General features: G+C 63.3%; 13 protein-coding genes. 3 read left to right on the top strand and 10 right to left on the bottom strand.

Features of this window, described 5'->3' with window-relative positions; all coding sequences use genetic code 11:
• Window positions 1-2: 2 nt before the first annotated feature.
• From GR328_RS20855 to dusA, 3 genes are all read right to left on the bottom strand, one after another.
• Window positions 3-800, bottom strand: coding sequence for an ADYC domain-containing protein (locus GR328_RS20855; protein ID WP_160887270.1), 798 nt, complete (start codon window positions 798-800; stop codon window positions 3-5).
• 48 nt (window positions 801-848) lie between these two features.
• Entirely contained in the window at window positions 849-1,079 is a 231-nt protein-coding gene (locus tag GR328_RS20850; protein ID WP_160887268.1) for a hypothetical protein, read from the bottom strand.
• A gap of 197 nt (window positions 1,080-1,276) precedes the next feature.
• The gene (gene dusA / locus GR328_RS20845; RefSeq protein WP_160887266.1) at window positions 1,277-2,287 is read right to left on the bottom strand and encodes a tRNA dihydrouridine(20/20a) synthase DusA; all 1,011 of its coding nucleotides are present in this window, start codon (window positions 2,285-2,287) and stop codon (window positions 1,277-1,279) included.
• Window positions 2,288-2,657: 370 nt separating this feature from the next.
• Here dusA and GR328_RS27625 point away from each other — a divergent pair, with 370 nt between their 5' ends.
• Complete coding sequence (locus GR328_RS27625; RefSeq protein ID WP_246216012.1) at window positions 2,658-2,903, top strand: hypothetical protein; 246 nt, start codon at window positions 2,658-2,660, stop codon at window positions 2,901-2,903.
• Between the two features lie 50 nt (window positions 2,904-2,953).
• Here GR328_RS27625 and ybaK read toward each other — a convergent pair whose 3' ends face one another.
• From ybaK to GR328_RS20805, 7 genes are all read right to left on the bottom strand, one after another.
• Window positions 2,954-3,424, bottom strand: coding sequence for a Cys-tRNA(Pro) deacylase (gene ybaK / locus GR328_RS20835; protein ID WP_160887264.1), 471 nt, complete (start codon window positions 3,422-3,424; stop codon window positions 2,954-2,956).
• A 25-nt stretch (window positions 3,425-3,449) separates the two neighbouring features.
• Window positions 3,450-4,103 carry an urease accessory protein UreE gene (locus GR328_RS20830; protein WP_160887262.1) on the bottom strand — a complete coding sequence of 218 codons (654 nt, stop codon included), beginning with the start codon at window positions 4,101-4,103 and terminating at the stop codon, window positions 3,450-3,452.
• Window positions 4,104-4,603: 500 nt separating this feature from the next.
• Window positions 4,604-5,089 (bottom strand): nucleoside deaminase, encoded by a 486-nt coding sequence (locus GR328_RS20825; RefSeq protein ID WP_246216011.1) that lies wholly within the window; start codon window positions 5,087-5,089, stop codon window positions 4,604-4,606.
• 5 nt (window positions 5,090-5,094) lie between these two features.
• The gene (gene xdhC / locus GR328_RS20820) at window positions 5,095-6,060 is read right to left on the bottom strand and encodes a xanthine dehydrogenase accessory protein XdhC (RefSeq protein WP_160887260.1); all 966 of its coding nucleotides are present in this window, start codon (window positions 6,058-6,060) and stop codon (window positions 5,095-5,097) included.
• Window positions 6,057-8,384 (bottom strand): xanthine dehydrogenase molybdopterin binding subunit, encoded by a 2,328-nt coding sequence (gene xdhB / locus GR328_RS20815; RefSeq protein WP_160887259.1) that lies wholly within the window; start codon window positions 8,382-8,384, stop codon window positions 6,057-6,059. Before xdhB ends, xdhC begins: the two co-directional genes overlap by 4 nt.
• A gap of 4 nt (window positions 8,385-8,388) precedes the next feature.
• On the bottom strand, window positions 8,389-9,870 hold the full coding sequence (xdhA, locus tag GR328_RS20810; protein ID WP_160887257.1) for a xanthine dehydrogenase small subunit: 1,482 nt from the start codon (window positions 9,868-9,870) through the stop codon (window positions 8,389-8,391).
• A gap of 108 nt (window positions 9,871-9,978) precedes the next feature.
• Window positions 9,979-10,419: a VOC family protein gene (locus GR328_RS20805; RefSeq protein WP_160887255.1), complete on the bottom strand. Its 441-nt coding sequence runs from the start codon at window positions 10,417-10,419 to the stop codon at window positions 9,979-9,981.
• Between the two features lie 197 nt (window positions 10,420-10,616).
• Between GR328_RS20805 and pepN the strand changes: the two genes are divergently transcribed.
• Together pepN and GR328_RS20795 are read left to right on the top strand one after the other, a co-directional pair.
• On the top strand, window positions 10,617-13,268 hold the full coding sequence (pepN, locus tag GR328_RS20800) for an aminopeptidase N (RefSeq protein WP_160887253.1): 2,652 nt from the start codon (window positions 10,617-10,619) through the stop codon (window positions 13,266-13,268).
• Window positions 13,269-13,467: 199 nt separating this feature from the next.
• Window positions 13,468-15,795 carry a PAS domain-containing sensor histidine kinase gene (locus GR328_RS20795; RefSeq protein WP_160887251.1) on the top strand — a complete coding sequence of 776 codons (2,328 nt, stop codon included), beginning with the start codon at window positions 13,468-13,470 and terminating at the stop codon, window positions 15,793-15,795.
• Window positions 15,796-15,880: the final 85 nt, after the last annotated feature.

The raw sequence follows: 15,880 nt of genomic DNA, 5'->3' as shown, positions 1-15,880 counted from the left end.
CGTCACCTGAGCGTGGGCGACGTCACGACCGACTGGTTGAAGATGAGGGCGCGCGGATCCGCCCGCATGGCTTCTTCGGTGCAGGCCTCCGGCCCCAGGCGGCCCTTCAGGCGCGGATAGCGCTCCGCGAGCTGCTCGAGGGTGACGTTGTCGGCGATGCGCGGATGAGCGACGCAGACGGCACCTTCCCGACCCCAGGCCGCCTCGAACTCCATGCCGGCGGCCGCGCCGGGATCCTGAATTCCGAACCGGTCGTAAAGATTGACGACGGTCCCGTTTCTCGTGCTCGGGCGGTCATCGCCCCCATAATCGGCGCGGAGCAAGTGGATACAGGCCTGGAGAAGGTCGCCCATCGGCACGCCTCCCCTGCTTTCCCACGGACGATATCCGAACAGGACGCATTTGCCTTCGGCGCCGCTGGTGCAGGTGAGATTGAATCCTCCCTTCCCGTCGGGGAAGGCGAATGCCGCGCGACGTCCGCTCGGGTCGGGGTGGCAGAGATCCGTCGAACCGCCATTCGGCTGCAGCACCGACATACGATAGAGCGGCAACGGCGAGCGAAGAATGGTCCTGTCCTCCTCAAAGCCCTCGATCCGGATCTCCAGGTTCCGAGGGCCACTTGCGAGGATCAGTTTCACGCCCGTGAGACCGTCGCGGCGCAGGACCCGGCCGTCGTCCAGCCTCAGAACCAGCTCCGTGTCCTCGAGCCGGATCTGTCCTTCGAGGGCACTCGCCGGACGACTCCAGGCAAAGGCGCAGGCGAGCATCAGGCCGGAGGCGATGGAAAAAGGTCCGCGCATGATCAAGACGGCTCCCCCGGAGCCGGAGGAGCCGCTCCTTGTTGAGGCCTACTTGAGAAGGACGCGCGATCCGTCCTCGAGAATGACGGCCTCTATTCTGTCGGAGGCGAAGCCCTGCGCTGCGAGCCCGTTGATGACGAGGCCGTTGGCGCTCAGGCCGTTCGCGCCATTGGGTGGTGGTCTTTCATCCTCGATCTCGGCGAACCAGGCCCGGGCCTCTGCGGCGGCGACGAGCCCGAGCGCGAGGACAAGGGCGGCTGATAGTGAACGGATCTTCATGATAGTTTCTCTCCACGATGCTTCGGGTGCCCAAGCCAGGCTTGACCATTCCCGGACCCGCCACGATAAACCTAATAACATTTCAGTAAAGATCTTCGTTATGTTTCCCCTAGCCCGAGGTGCGGCATGGCACCTGACCGGACGCTCTCAGGCCGAGTTCCTGCATCTCTGGCGTAAGCGGCGGCCTGCCGGAGCTGTCAGGCCGCATCCGCCTCTGTGCTTGTCGGGCCGAGACGTTCCAGAGCACGGGAGACATGCGCAACCGCATCGCGCAGGGTCTGGAGATCGGCTCCCGGCTTGATCGCTTCCGTCGCCAGGTGGCGGCGATAGGCCCGCGCACCCGGACGGCCCGTGAAGAGGCCGAGCATATGCCGGGTGATGCTGCTCAGACGTTCGCCCTTCTCCAGCTGCTCCGCAATATAGGGCTCGTAAGCCTCCACCGCCTCGAACCCATCGGCCACCGGCGGCTCCTCGCCGTAGAGCTCCCGGTCGATGCCGAGCAGGATCTCGGGCTCGTGATAGGCCACACGGCCCAGCATGACGCCGTCCACATGCTTCAGGTGCTCGTGGATTTCGGCCCAACTCTTGATGCCGCCATTGATCGCGACCGGCAGATCCGGCCGCGCCGCTTTGAGACGATAGACCCTGCTGTAGTCGAGAGGCGGAATGTCCCGGTTCTCTTTGGGGGACAGGCCCTTGAGCCACGCCTTGCGGGCATGGACCGTCAGCTCGTCGCAACCGGCCGCGACCACGCTTTCGGTCAGGCGGTCGAGGGCCTCTTCCGTATCCTGATTATCGACGCCGATACGGCATTTCACCGTCACCGGCAGAGAGACGGCGGCCTTCATGGCGGCCACACATTCTCCAACGAGCACCGGCTCCTGCATCAGACAGGCGCCGAAGCGCCCGTTCTGCACCCGGTCGGAAGGGCAACCCACATTGAGGTTGATCTCGTCATAGCCGAAATCGGCGCAGATCGTTGCCGCCTGGGCGAGCTCCGCCGGATTCGACCCGCCGAGCTGCACCGCCACCGGATGCTCCGCCTCGCTGAAGCCGAGGAGCCGTTCCCGCGGCCCGAAGATGACTGCGCCCGTGGTCACCATCTCGGTATAGAGTCGCGCCCGGCGCGACATGGCGCGATGGAACGCGCGGCAATGCCGGTCGGTCCAATCCATCATGGGGGCAACGGCGAGGAATTTCTGAGTCATAGGTCCGGGCTGTCGGGATCGGGTCAGGACGGCCTTTTTCCGATATAGGGATGACAATCACAAGAGGAATAGGTGCTCTGAGATGTCACAGGGCCAAGAATTATTCATCTCATATTCATCGAATTTCACGGCCGAGTCATGAAACGAGCTCGTACATATCAATCTCCAGCAACGCTTGGAACAGTCTGCGACAGAATACGTTCCTCAAGTCCAATAACCGCACCATCAAAGGAGCGTATTTATGAAGAGAGTGCTTGGTATTACTTGTGCCGCCGCCATGTTGATGGCGCTCCCTGCGGCTACGCATGCACAGAATTCTAGCGTAAACACGAACTCCAATAGCGCTTCACAATTCGCACCGGGCCAGAAGATGAAATCGGGCACCACCGGCTCGGCGACCGCCCCCGGCGCTTCGGGCTATGCTCCCGGCCACCAGTTAAAGTCGGACACGACCGGCTCCGTGACCGCCCCCGGCGCTTCCGGCTATGCTCCCGGCCAGCAGTTGAAGTCGGACACGACCGGCTCCGTGACCGCTCCCGGCGCTTCCGGCTATGCTCCCGGCCAGCAGAAGAAGCTGCAGACGAACGGCACCGGTTCGACATCGACGGATCAGTAACACGCCATCCCGCGGAGGGGGCCAAATGCTTCCTCCGCACTCCCGCGCCATCAGACCAGTTCCACTACCCTGGCGTCCAGCGCAGAGACGGCGTCGGTTGGCCTCAGTTTCACCTGCAACCCGCGCTGGCCTCCATTCATGAACACTTCCATGTGCGCAAAGGCTGAGCGCTCGATGAGGATCGGCACACGCTTCTTCTGACCGAAGGGGCTGATGCCGCCCACGTGGTAGCCCGTCACGCGCTCCGCATCCGCTGGCTTCATCATCTGCGCCGCCTTGCCGCCCAGAGCGGCGGCGAGCTTCTTCAGATTCACCTCCTTGTCAGAGGGAACGACCGCGCAGGCGGGCATGCCATCCACCAGCACCATCAGGGTCTTGAGCACGGTGCTAGGATCCGTCCCGATAGCCTCGGCGGCCTGGAGGCCGATGCGCTCCGCGTTCGGATCGTACTCGTAGGTATGAACCGAGAAGGGAACGCCCGCCCGATGGAGGGCCTGGGTGGCGCGGGTCGTCTTGGACATCGTTCGACTTCAGAACACGATGGGATCAGTGATCGTGCTTGTGCTCATGGTGGTGGCCGCATCCGCAACCAGGACCGTGCTCATCGTGGTGATGGCCATGATCGTGCACGCGGCCACGGGAATGATCATGAGTATGATCATGATGGCGGTGCTCATGCCCATGACTGTGACTGTGACTGTGACCGTGGTCGTGATGGTCATGGCCGTGGTGGTGATGCCCGTGGCCGTGATGATGGTGGTCATGGTCGCAGACATGGGTGCTGCGCTCCGGCTTGAACGGGCGCTCCACCGGGGTGACGGTGCAGCCCTGTCCGCGCGCCAGTTCCGCGAGAGCCGGATCGTTCTCGATGTAGAGGGCGTCGTTCGTGATTTCGGCGAGACCATGGTTCGAGCCCAGATGCCAGGCAAGGCGCATGAGGCGCAAGGGGTTCTCCGCCCTCACTTCCAGCAATCCTTCGGGCTTAGCCTTCACCTGAACGAGGCTGCCGTCCTCCAGGCGCAGGGCATCGCCGTCGTTGAGGGTGGTCTCCATGTCAAGATCGAGAAGGATCTCCGTGCCCCCCTCGGCCGTCAGCGTCGCCTGCCGACGGTTTCTCGCCTCGTGGTCGAGGGTCACCGTGTCGACGACACGGTCGGCCTTCACGGCGGGCTTGCGGACGATGGTGGTGACGCGGGGCATGGCTTTGTCTCGGGTGAGGTGCTTTAGTCAGCGATCGACGGAATAATGGAAGCTTTAGGCCCTAGCTGAGGCACGGCGCTAGCTTTTGCAAGAGCATCGTCCCCGTGCCTCCGACAAGGCGGACACAGACCACGTAGGATACAGATCATTGAGCCACAAGCATACATGCTGAGTCCGATAAGAGGAGAAGTCCAGCGGAAAGGCGGTGTGGGGACGGCCGTTCAACTTGATGGCAACCATCTGCGGCCTGTTGGTCGGGACATCTCGGATCAGAACCGCCTCCAACGATGAGGCCGCAACAGCAGACTTGCGTCCTACAGAGACGGTAAAATGGTATGGATGCTTCGAGTCTTCGCCTTCACCCGATACCGCCAGGATCTTCTCGCCTATCCTCACCCGATTGATGCAGACGGTGCCCGCACTCGCGCCGGATACGCCGTAGAAAAGAGCAAGAGCGCCAAGAACGATAGCGGAAGCTCCCATGCCGTTCGGTCCCAGCCTTAGTATTCGACCTTGTTTGGACTGTCCGCCCAAGCCTGGAACACCGCCTTGGCTTCCAGGCTCGGCAGGTGATCCATCGGGATGAGGCGCTCCGGGATGGGCTTGGGGATCTCGTCATAGATCAGGCTGTCGTCGAAGCCGATTTCCGCCGCATCCTGACGGGTATTGGCGAAGACGATGCGCGACACCCGCGCCCAATAGGCGGAGGCCAGACACATGGGGCATGGCTCGCAGCTCGTGTAGAGCGTCGCCCCTTCCAGCGAAAAGTCGCCGATTTCCTGGCAGGCACGGCGGATCGCCATCACTTCCGCATGGGCGGTGGGATCGTTGGCGGAGGTCACCTGGTTCCAGCCCTCCGCCAGCACCTTGCCGTCACGGACGACCACGGCGCCGAACGGACCGCCGGCCCCCTCCTCCATGTGCTCGCGAGACAGGTCGATGGCGCGCTTCAGGTAGCGCTGGTCTTGTGGGTTCATCTCGGTCATGGGAGTTATGTATCGCCTGAGACGGCGAGAGGCGAGCGATTTCGGTCACGCTCGCCGCGCTCTCTCGCCTGAAGAAGCTGGGCGGCCACGGAGGCCGCGATGACGGCCGGGTCCTTGTCCGCGATGCCGGAAATCCCGATGGGACAGGCCAGGGAGGCGATCCGCTCGCGGGACAGGCCGAGCTCGCGGAAGCGCTTTTCGAATCGCGCCCGTTTCGAGGCGCTGCCGATCAGCCCCACATAGGGAAAGCCGCGCTGCAGAGCCGCTGCCGTGATCGCCATGTCGAGAGGGTGATCGTGTGTCATCACGAGGATCAGAGAATCCGGTTTCGCCTCCGCGATTTCGGACTCGGGACTTCGCATGCGGACCGCCGTCACGTTCGCCGGAACATGGGACGGAAAGGCATCGTCCCGATCATCGAGCCAGCGGACGGAGAACGGCAGCGGCGCCAGCGCCAGGGCGAGGGCGCGGCCCACGTGACCTGCGCCGAAGAGGAGAACGGGCGTGCGGTCCTCGCCATGGGTCTCGCGCCACTGGGAGCCGGGAGCGACATCGGCCTCCGACGCCAGCTCGCGCCTGACGCGCCCGTCCTCCATGCGGCACTCGACGTCGAAGAGGCCGCCCTTGTCCTCCGCCGCGACGAGCGGAGCGATGTCGTCGAGGTCGCGCCGGTCGAAGGTCTCGACGAGGATCTTCACCCGCCCGCCGCAGCACTGACCGAGATCGGGGCCGAGCGCCTGATCGACGATCCGCGCGGGTCCGCGCCCGTGCTTCAGCATCTCGCGGGCGATGTCGAGAACGAGGAATTCGAGCTGGCCGCCCCCGATGGTGCCATGGAACGCGCCATCGGACCGCACGACCATATGCGCGTCCTTCTCGCGGGGCGCGGAGCCCTTCACGTCGTGCACGCTGATCAGGGCGGCCGCGCCACGCCGCGCGATGAGGTCGGAGAGCTGTCGCCAGACCCTCACCCCATCGGCCTCCCCCGCAGAGCTTCGCAGGCGCGCAGGATCGCCTCGGGCGTCGCGGGCGCGTTCAGCGGCACGGGCTTTACGGGATCGAGCGAATGGATCGCATCGGCCAGGGCGCAGAAGACGCTGTTCGCCAGCATGAGCGGCGGCTCGCCCACGGCCTTCGAGCGGTAGATCGTCTCCTCCCGGTTGGTGTTGGGATAGAGCGACACGCGGAAATCGGCGGGCACGTCGGAGGCTACCGGGATCTTGTAGGTGGACGGCGCATGGGTGAGCAGGTGCCCTTCCCTGCCGAACACCAGCTCCTCCGTGGTGAGCCAGCCCATTCCCTGCACGAAGCCGCCCTCGATCTGGCCGACGTCGATGGCCGGATTGATGGAGCGTCCGACGTCATGAAGGATGTCCGTGCGCAGAAGCCGGTTCTCGCCGGTGAGCGTATCGACGATCACCTCCGAGCAGGCGGCGCCATAGGCGAAGTAGAAGAAGGGGCGGCCTGTTCCCTTCTCGCGATCCCAGGTGATCTTCGGCGTCTTGTAATGCCCGGCTTCCGAGAGCGGCACACGGGCCAGAACGCATTGCTTCACCAGTGCATCGAAGGGAATGCTCTCGTTGCCGACGAAGACGCGGTCGTCCCGAAATTCGATCTGGTCCTCCGGTACGCCGTAGACCTCGGCGGCATGGACGATCATGCGCTTCTTGATCGCTCCCGCCGCGATCTTCGCGGCCATACCGTTCAGATCGGAGCCCGACGAGGCCGCCGTCGGCGAGGTATTGGGCACCTTCGCGGTGGTCGTCGCGGTGATGCGAACGCGCTCCAGGGCGATGCCGAATTCCTCCGCCACGACTTGCGCTACCTTGATGTAGAGCCCCTGACCCATCTCCGTGCCGCCGTGGTTCAGGTGGACGGAGCCGTCTTGATAGACATGCACAAGCGCGCCCGCTTGGTTCATGTGGGTGAGCGTGAAGCTGATTCCGAACTTCACCGGAGTCAGGGCAATGCCTCGCTTCATGATCTGCGAGGAAGCGTTGAACGCGGCGATCTCCTTGCGGCGCTCGCGATAGCTCGACGTCTCCTCGAGCGTTCGCACGAGGTTGTGGAGCGTGTCGGTCTCCTCCACCTCCATTCCGTAGGGAGTGAGGTTCTCGCCAGGACGATAGAAGTTGGCGTAGCGCACATCGAGCGGATCGCGCCCGGTCGCCCAGGCGATCTGGTCCATCACATGCTCGATGGCGAGCATGCCCTGCGGGCCGCCGAAGCCGCGGAACGCGGTGTTGGAGACCGTATTGGTCTTCAGCCGCTTCGAGGCGACGCGGACTGCGGGCATCCAGTAAGCATTGTCCGCGTGGAACATGGCGCGGTCGACCACGCCCGCGGAAAGGTCCACCGAACAGCCGCAACGAGCCAGGAGATCGACGCCGTAGCCCTGGATGCGCCCCTCGTCGTCGAATCCGACACGCCAGTCGCAGCGGAAGTCATGCCGCTTGCCGGTGAGGATGAAATCGTCGTCGCGGTCGAGGCGGATCTTGCATGGACGCCCGGTCACGCGCGCGGCGAGGGACGCCGTGACGGCCCATTGCGTCGCCTGGCTCTCCTTGCCGCCGAAGCCGCCGCCCATGCGGCGGGTTTCACAGGTCACATAGGAATCGGGAATGTCGAGAACGCGGGCGACCACATGCTGCACCTCCGTCGGGTGCTGGGTCGACGAATAGACGTGAATGTCGCCGTCCTCACCGGGAATCGCCATGGCCACCTGGCCTTCGAGATAGAAATGCTCCTGCCCGCCCACACGGAACCGTCCTTCGAGCCGGTGGGGAGCACCGGCGACCGCAGCATCCGCGTCGCCGCGCCCATAGGCATAATCCGGCAGCACCGTCTCGCCGCGCTCCAGCGCATCCTCGATGGTGACACTCGGCACCTCGGACTCGATCTCCATCACCGCCTTCTTCACCGCGCGCCGCGCGATGTCGCGGCTCGTTGCGACGACGGCGAATACGGCCTGCCCCAGAAAACTGATCTCGCTGTCGACAAACAGGGGATCGTCGCCGAAGGCAGGCGACACGTCGTTCTTGCCGGGGATGTCGGCAATCGTGAGAACGGCCACCACGCCGGGCGTGCTGCGGACGGCGGAGACGTCGAGCGAGATGAGGCGCCCGCGCGCTCTCGGCGCCTGACCGATGGCGATATGCAACGTACCCTCGGGCTCGCGGATATCGTCGATGTACTGCGCGACACCTTGGACGTGCTTGGGGCCGGAATCGTGCGGCAGAGGCTGGCGGACGTAGCGAAGCGCCTCGGTGTCGAAAGGTTTCGTGGGTGCGTTCATGGCCCTACTCCGCTGCGTGAAGCGCTTCGCGCTGACCAATGATTCGCGTTGCGCGAGTCTCGCCGGAAGCCGTCTCGCTCAGGGCCTTGAACACGAGATTGCGGGCCACGGTCGAACGGTAGGCCGCGGAGGCGCGGTGATCATCGAGGGGCCGGTAGTCGCGTGCGATTGCGGCCATCGCATCGCCCCAGCTCGACGGCTCATCGAGAGAGACCCCGGCGAGAGCGACTTCCGTCTGCAAGGCGCGTTTCGGAATGCCCGCCATGCCGCCGAACGCGATGCGGGCCCCGGCGATTCTGCGACCGTCGAGCGTGAACCTGAAAGCGCCCATTACCGCCGAGATGTCCTCGTCAAAGCGCTTGGAAACCTTATAGGCGCGAAAGGCCTCATTGCCTTTCAGTTTCGGCACAGTCACGCGACGCACGAACTCGCCGGGCAGGCGATCCTGCTTGCGGTAGGCGATGAAGAAATCCTCGAGAGGCAGAACGCGCGTGCTCTCGCCCTGGCGCAGCTCAAGCGTGGTGTCCAGCGCAATGAGAGCGGGCGCGAGATCGCCGATGGGCGATCCGTTCGCGATGTTGCCGCCTACGGTTCCGGAGGCTCGCACCTGGGCCGAGCCGAAGCGGCGGACGAGTTCGCCGAGGTCGGGATCAATTGCGCCAAGCCTCGCGAAAGCCTCGGCGTGAGTAGCGGTCGCGCCGACCGTCAGCTTATCTTCGCCATCCTCGATCCGGCTGATACCGGTGATGCGGCCGATCCAGATGATCTTCTCGATCTCCGCCATCCCCTTCGTGATCCAGAGCCCAACATCGGTGCAGCCGGCGACCAGCGTCGCATCGGGATGCTGCGCATAAAGTGCCGCCAGCGACGCCTCGCTCGCGGGCGCGGCGAAGAAGCAGACGTCGTTGCCGATGAGGATATCCTGGCCATCCGCCAATTCGGCGAGGGCACGGGCGGTCTCCTCACCGGCCTGTGCGAACGCGTCCCGAGGCTCGCCCGTACATGCCTCGAGGGCCGCATCGACGATGGGGCGATAGCCCGTGCAGCGGCAGAGATTCCCCGCGAGGGCGTCGTTGATTTGCTCGCGGCTCAAGGGTCGCGCGTCTTGGTGATAGAGCGTGAACAGACTCATCACGATCCCGGGGGTACAGAATCCGCATTGTGATCCGTGATGCGTCACCATGGCGGATTGAACCGGGTGCAGCTCGCCCGTCGAGGCCAGATCCTCGACGGTCACGACTTCCGCACCATCGACCTGGCCGAGCAGGAGGATGCACGCATTGACGGGTTCGTAACGGACGCGCCCGGCCCGTACGCGGCCAAGCGCCACGGTGCAGGCTCCGCAATCGCCCTCGGCGCAACCCTCCTTGGTGCCGACCCGGCGCTCCTGAAGTCTCAGGTAATCCAGGAGTGTGGTGCGCGGGTGAAAGCCAGAAACCTCGATGGGCTGTCCATTCCGCCAGAAGCGGATTGCGTCTCGTGTCAAGGTCTTCCTCCGCCGGGTTCTTCCCGGCCAGCTATGGTGGGCCGGGAAGAATGACGGAGCAAGTGCCTTTCGCCAAGAGGCCTCTTCGCCCGGGTTCGTGAAACTCTCTTACCAGGTGCCCGTGTTCGCCATGGACGCCCAGGGCTCCTGAACGGGCTTGGGTTCGCCGCGCTGCAGCAGTTCGATGGAAATGTTGTCGGGGGTCTTGATGAAGGCCATGTACCCGTCGCGGGGTGGACGATTGATGGTGACGCCGGCATCCATCAGCCTCCGGCAGGTCTCGTAGATGTCGTCGACCCGATAGGCGAGATGGCCGAAATTCCGTCCGCCGGAATATTCGTGCTCGTCCCAGTTGTAGGTCAGCTCCAGAAGCGGGGCCTTTGTTTCCTTGGCCTTCTCCACATCACCGGGAGCAGCCAGGAACACCAGGGTGAAGCGCCCCTTTTCGTTCTCGATCCGGCGAACCTCGACGAGGCCGAACTTATTGCAGAAGAAATCGAGGGATTGCTCCAGGTTCGAAACCCGGACCATCGTGTGGAGGTATTCCATAGACCATCTCCTATATGAGCCTGGTTCACGGTGATGGCGCATTTGGCGTAGAGATCAAGGCTTATGCTTTAACCCTGCGGAAAAAGCCTTGGAATCGACCAAGTGCGCATGATTTCTATTGCCCGTCCCTTCAGACAATCTTGGCCCTGACCGTCCAATCCGCCCTGAATGCAATCAAGTTTCAAAGTGAGAAGCCGATGCGCACCGACGTCGCTCAGATTGTCCGCCTTGAGGATTACCGGCCCAGCGATTTCCTGATCGACAAGGTCGAGCTGGACTTCAGACTTCATCCGACGGCCACGAAGGTGACGGCGACGCTGTCGGTGCGGCCCAACCCGTCCGGGCGCTCGGACGTCCCTCTGGTCCTCGACGGCGACGAGGTGAACCTGAAGGCGATCGCTCTCGACGACCGGACGCTGGAGGCCGGCGAGTTCGAGGCGAATCCTGAATCCCTCACGATCTCTCAGCCGCCGCAGCACTCGTTCCGGCTTACCATCGAAACTGAGATCAATCCGACGGCGAACACCAAGCTCATGGGTCTCTACAGGTCCAGCGGCAATTACTGCACGCAATGCGAGGCTGAAGGATTCAGGCGCATCACCTATTTCCTCGACCGCCCTGATGTGCTGGCCGTCTATACCACCCGCATCGAAGCCGAATACGAAGAAGCTCCGGTTCTGCTCGGCAACGGCAATCCGGTCGAGAGCGGCTTCGTCGAGGGCACGGGCCGGCACTACGCTGTCTGGCACGACCCGTTCCCGAAGCCGTCCTACCTCTTTGCGCTCGTGGGCGGACGCCTCGGCCGTGTCTCCAAGACTTTCACGACCATGAGCGGGCGCGAGGTGGACATCGCGGTCTACGTGGAGCCCGGAAAGGAAGATCGCGCCGGTTATGCGCTCGATGCTCTCGAGCGATCCATGATCTGGGACGAGCAGGTCTTCGGACGGGAATACGACCTGGACGTATTCAGCATCGTCGCGGTGTCGGACTTCAACATGGGGGCGATGGAAAACAAGGGCCTCAACATCTTCAACGACAAATACGTGCTGGCGAGCCCGGAGACCGCGACGGACTCCGATTATGCGAATATCGAAGCGATCATCGCTCACGAGTACTTTCACAACTGGTCCGGCAATCGCGTGACCTGCCGCGATTGGTTCCAGCTCTGCCTGAAGGAAGGTCTGACGGTCTTCCGCGACCAGGAGTTCTCGTCCGACGAACGATCGCGCCCCGTGCATCGCATCGCTGAGGTGAAGGCTCTGAGATCGCGGCAGTTCCTGGAGGATTCGAGCCCCCTCGCCCATCCTGTGCGGCCGATCCAATACCGCGAGATCAACAACTTCTACACCGCAACCGTGTACGAAAAGGGCGCCGAGATCGTCCGGATGCTCAAGACTATCATCGGAGACGAGGACTTCAGGCGCGGCATGGATCTCTATTACGACCGCTGCGACGGCAGGGCCGCTACGGTCGAGGATTTCCTGAAGGCCTTTGCCGACGTTACCGGCCGGGACCTGTCTCACTTCGCCCGTTGGTATGCGCAATCCGGCACGCCGCGCGTGAGCGTTCACGGCCACCATGACGAAGCTGCGAAAATGTACCGGCTCGACCTCAGGCAGCAGACCCCTCCGACGCCTGGCCAGCCGACGAAGGAGCCGCTGGTGGTTCCCATCGCACTCGGTCTCGTGACCCAGGACGGACAGCCGATGGACGCCCATTGCGAGCGCGTGAACTCCCGCGGCGTGTTCGTCCTCGACAAAACGGAGGACAGCATCACGTTCACGGGCGTCGCCTCACGGCCTGTCCCGTCGGTCTTCCGCGGCTTCTCGGCTCCCGTGAAGGTTTCCCTGGACCTTTCGAACGATGAGCTCCTTGTACTGCTGCGGCACGACACGGATGCCTTCAACCGTTGGCAAGCGGCTCAGACGGTTGCGATGCGCCTTCTTGTCTCGCTGTCGACAGGTACCCCGGTGAGCGACGAGGAAATGGCTTCCCTGTCCTCTGCCCTCTGCGCATTCATTGAAACGGACGCCTTGCGCGATCCTGCTTTCGCCGCGCTTGCTCTGACGCTGCCCAGCGAAGCCGATGTCGCCCAGGAAATCGGAAAGGAGGTGGATCCTGATGCGATCCATCGTGCTCGCAAGGCCATGCGCCGGCACCTCGGGAATGCCTGCCGCGAGCAACTGTTGGATTTCCATCGCTCCCTTGCGCAAACGGAGTCCTACAGTCCGGATGCGGCGAGCGCAGGTCGAAGAGCACTGCGCAATGCCGCGCTCGATCTTCTGGCCGCAGCAGATCTGCGGACAGGAGAGCAGCTCGCAAGCACACAATTCGAGACGGCCAGCAACATGACCGACCGGCTGGCGTCGCTGAGCGTCCTTATGACGATTCCCGGCATGGTGCGCGAGAACGCCATTGCAGCCTTCGAGGAACGTTACCGCAGCGAACCACTCGTGATCGACAAGTGGTTCACACTGCAGGCCGCAATTCCGGAGGACACGACGCTCGAGCGCGTGAAGCGTCTGATGGAGCACCCCGCTTTCTCGATCAACAACCCCAACCGCGTGCGCTCACTGATCGGCAACTTCGCGATGCTCAATCAGGTGCAGTTCAACCGTGCCGATGGGGCCGGCTACGCATTCGTAGCCTCCATCGTGCTACGCGCCGACGAGTTGAATCCCCAGCTTGCATCAAGATTGCTCACCGCTTTCAGCACGTGGAGGATGATGGAACCAACGCGGCGCTCTCACGCGCGCCGCGCATTGCAGTCGATCGCCCAAAAACCGAATCTTTCCCGCGACGTAGGAGACATCGTGAATCGGTCTCTTGAAGAAAGCTCAACAGCCTAGCAGCACGCCTGCGGTGCCGAGCGCCGCCACGGGTTATCCCGAACTATCCCCAGATAATGAGGGGGATGAGAATTTTTTATTAACCAAAGAGGCTCCATAGCTAGACAAATCACCTGCCCGTGATTCTATTGATGGTGATTCGGAGAGATGCGGCACGTCCTCCGAATGAGGACAGTAACGGTTCCGGAGGGAGCATCGCATGGCGGGGGCGGTGACCGCATGCGTATCCGCACGCGCGGGTACGATTCTGGGGGTAGCACGTTCGGATGCGAACCCGGCTTATCGTCGGCTTGAGCAATACGAATCCCTGCTTAGACTTGCCGTTCCAGCCGTTCTCATTCTTTTTCTCGTAACTCTGGTCGGCAGCGCTTGGGTGCAGATCCGTGACGGCCGCCGCGACACGATGCTCGATGCCATTCAGGACATCGACATCATTGCCTCGCTTTCGGCCGCTAAGCTCGCCAGTTATCGCATCCCCGCCGACCGTGAGCAGGCCGCAGCGCAACTCGATGCGCTCGCCAAGGAGATGCCGGCGGCTGCCCTGAGCCACAGGCGCAGCCTCCTTCTCGTCGACAAATCAGGCGCGGTTCTCGCCACGTACCCGCAAACCGATACCGCACCGCGTAGATTGTCGGAGGTCCTCGGCGATGCTCAGCCCCTGGCCCTGTTTGCCGACCGTGCAGGCGTGATGACGATCAAGCTGGCCGGCGGCAACGAGGGCATCGCGACCGTGCGCGCGCTTCCGGCCTCCTCGGGCCAGATCGCCATCATTCAGCCCCTGCCCCACGTCCTGTCCGGTTGGTGGACGCGCACCATCGGACACGTTTCCCTGCTCGGCGCGACGATCGTGGTGCTCCTCGGCATCGGCGTCGCCTACATGATGCAGGCCAACCGCGCACGCGCCGCCGACGAAGTATGCGAGAAAGTGCGCGACCGGATCGACTCGGCGCTGAACCGTGGCCGCTGCGGCCTGTGGGACTGGGATATCGGCCGTGGACGCATCTATTGGTCCGACTCCATGTACGAACTGCTCGGCTACGAGCGACAGGACGAGTTCCTTTCTTTCGGCGAAGTCAACGCCATGATTCATCCCGAGGATCAGGACCTCTACACACTCGCCGAGCAACTGGCTTCCGCCACCACGTCTCTCGTGGATTATGAGTTCCGCATCCGCAGCATCACGGGCGACTGGGTCTGGCTGCGTGCCCGCGCAGAGCTGATGAACGATCCCGACGACGCAGCAAGCCACCTCGTCGGCATCGCCGTGGACGTCACCGAACAGCGCGGCCTCGAAGAGAAGACCGCCCGCGCGGACGCGCGGCTGCACGATGCCATTGAGGCGATCTCCGAAGCCTTCGTGCTGTGGGATGCCAACAACAATCTCGTGCTTTGCAATTCGAAGTTCCAGAAGCTCCACGAGCTGCCAGCCAATGCCAACCTGCAGGGCAAGTCCTATGCAGAAGTCATGGCGCTGGGCCGTCCGCCGGAAGTGCAGCACCAGTTCCTGCGCCGCGAGCAGCAGGATGTGGGTGCGCGAACCTTCGAGGCACGCCTCCAGGACGGCCGATGGCTCCAGATCAACGAGCGCCGCACGAAGGACGGCGGTTATGTGTCGGTGGGCACGGACATCACGGCTCTCAAGCGTCATGAACACCGCTTGGTCGAGTCCGAGAAGGAACTCATCGCAACAGTTCTCGACCTCAAGCAGTCGCGTCAGAAGCTCGAGGCCCAGACGCAGCAGCTTGCGGATCTCGCCGAGCGCTACCTCGACCAGAAAGCCCAGGCCGAGAGCGCCAACCGCGCCAAATCGGAATTCCTGGCCAACATGAGCCATGAGCTGCGCACTCCGCTGAACGCCATCATCGGCTTCGCCGAGGTCATGCAGAGCGGCATCTTCGGATCGCTGGGATCGGAGAAATACGAGGAATACTGCGCGGATATCCGCTCGAGCGGCGAATATCTCCTGTCCGTCATCAACGATATTCTCGACATGTCGAGGATCGAGGCCGGCCGCACCACTCTCAAGAAGCAGCCGTTGGAGGTTCACGCGTCGATCCAGCGTGCGCTGAAGCTCGTCAGCGAGCAGACCAAGGCCAAGAACCTCTCGGTGAATGTCGACGTGACGCCAGAGGACATCGTTGTCCCGGCCGACGAGCGCGCGCTCCACCAGATCCTCGTGAACCTTCTCCAGAATGCGACGAAATTCACGAGCGAGGGCGGCTGCATCACAGTGCGCACCCGCCTCGCGGGCGGCGCGGTCAACATCTATGTCGAGGATAACGGAATCGGCATTCCCGACCACGCGCTGCACAAACTCGGGCAGCCCTTCGAGCAGGTTGAGACCGAGTTCTCGAAGAGCTACAAAGGGTCTGGTCTCGGCCTTGCCATCGCCCGCTCCCTCGCCGAACTTCACGGTGGCAGTCTTCGCATCAAGAGTCAGGAAGGCGTCGGCACCATCGTTCTCGTCCACCTGCCGCTTGCGGAAGCCACGAACGCCCACATCGCCCTCGCGGACGCGGCTGCATAACGCGCCGGGCGCGGCCCCTTACTTTCGCTCCGTCATCACCGGCCTTGGGCCGGTGATCTCGATCGCACGATGCGTCGCGCCTGTC

The organism is Microvirga makkahensis (assembly GCF_009830105.1).
GTDB lineage: Bacteria > Pseudomonadota > Alphaproteobacteria > Rhizobiales > Beijerinckiaceae > Microvirga > Microvirga makkahensis.
This window is presented reverse-complemented; position numbering and strand designations above follow the sequence as displayed.

Excerpts from the sequence above, each read along its gene's own strand:
- GR328_RS20855 (WP_160887270.1), bottom strand. The coding sequence starts at position 800 with ATGCGCGGACCTTTTTCCATCGCCTCCGGCCTGATGCTCGCCTGCGCC.
- GR328_RS20850 (WP_160887268.1), bottom strand. The coding sequence starts at position 1,079 with ATGAAGATCCGTTCACTATCAGCCGCCCTTGTCCTCGCGCTCGGGCTC.
- dusA (WP_160887266.1), bottom strand. The coding sequence starts at position 2,287 with ATGACTCAGAAATTCCTCGCCGTTGCCCCCATGATGGATTGGACCGAC.
- GR328_RS27625 (WP_246216012.1), top strand. The coding sequence starts at position 2,658 with ATGAAATCGGGCACCACCGGCTCGGCGACCGCCCCCGGCGCTTCGGGC.
- ybaK (WP_160887264.1), bottom strand. The coding sequence starts at position 3,424 with ATGTCCAAGACGACCCGCGCCACCCAGGCCCTCCATCGGGCGGGCGTT.
- GR328_RS20830 (WP_160887262.1), bottom strand. The coding sequence starts at position 4,103 with ATGCCCCGCGTCACCACCATCGTCCGCAAGCCCGCCGTGAAGGCCGAC.
- GR328_RS20825 (WP_246216011.1), bottom strand. The coding sequence starts at position 5,089 with ATGACCGAGATGAACCCACAAGACCAGCGCTACCTGAAGCGCGCCATC.
- xdhB (WP_160887259.1), bottom strand. The coding sequence starts at position 8,384 with ATGAACGCACCCACGAAACCTTTCGACACCGAGGCGCTTCGCTACGTC.
- GR328_RS20805 (WP_160887255.1), bottom strand. The coding sequence starts at position 10,419 with ATGGAATACCTCCACACGATGGTCCGGGTTTCGAACCTGGAGCAATCC.
- pepN (WP_160887253.1), top strand. The coding sequence starts at position 10,617 with ATGCGCACCGACGTCGCTCAGATTGTCCGCCTTGAGGATTACCGGCCC.
- GR328_RS20795 (WP_160887251.1), top strand. The coding sequence starts at position 13,468 with ATGGCGGGGGCGGTGACCGCATGCGTATCCGCACGCGCGGGTACGATT.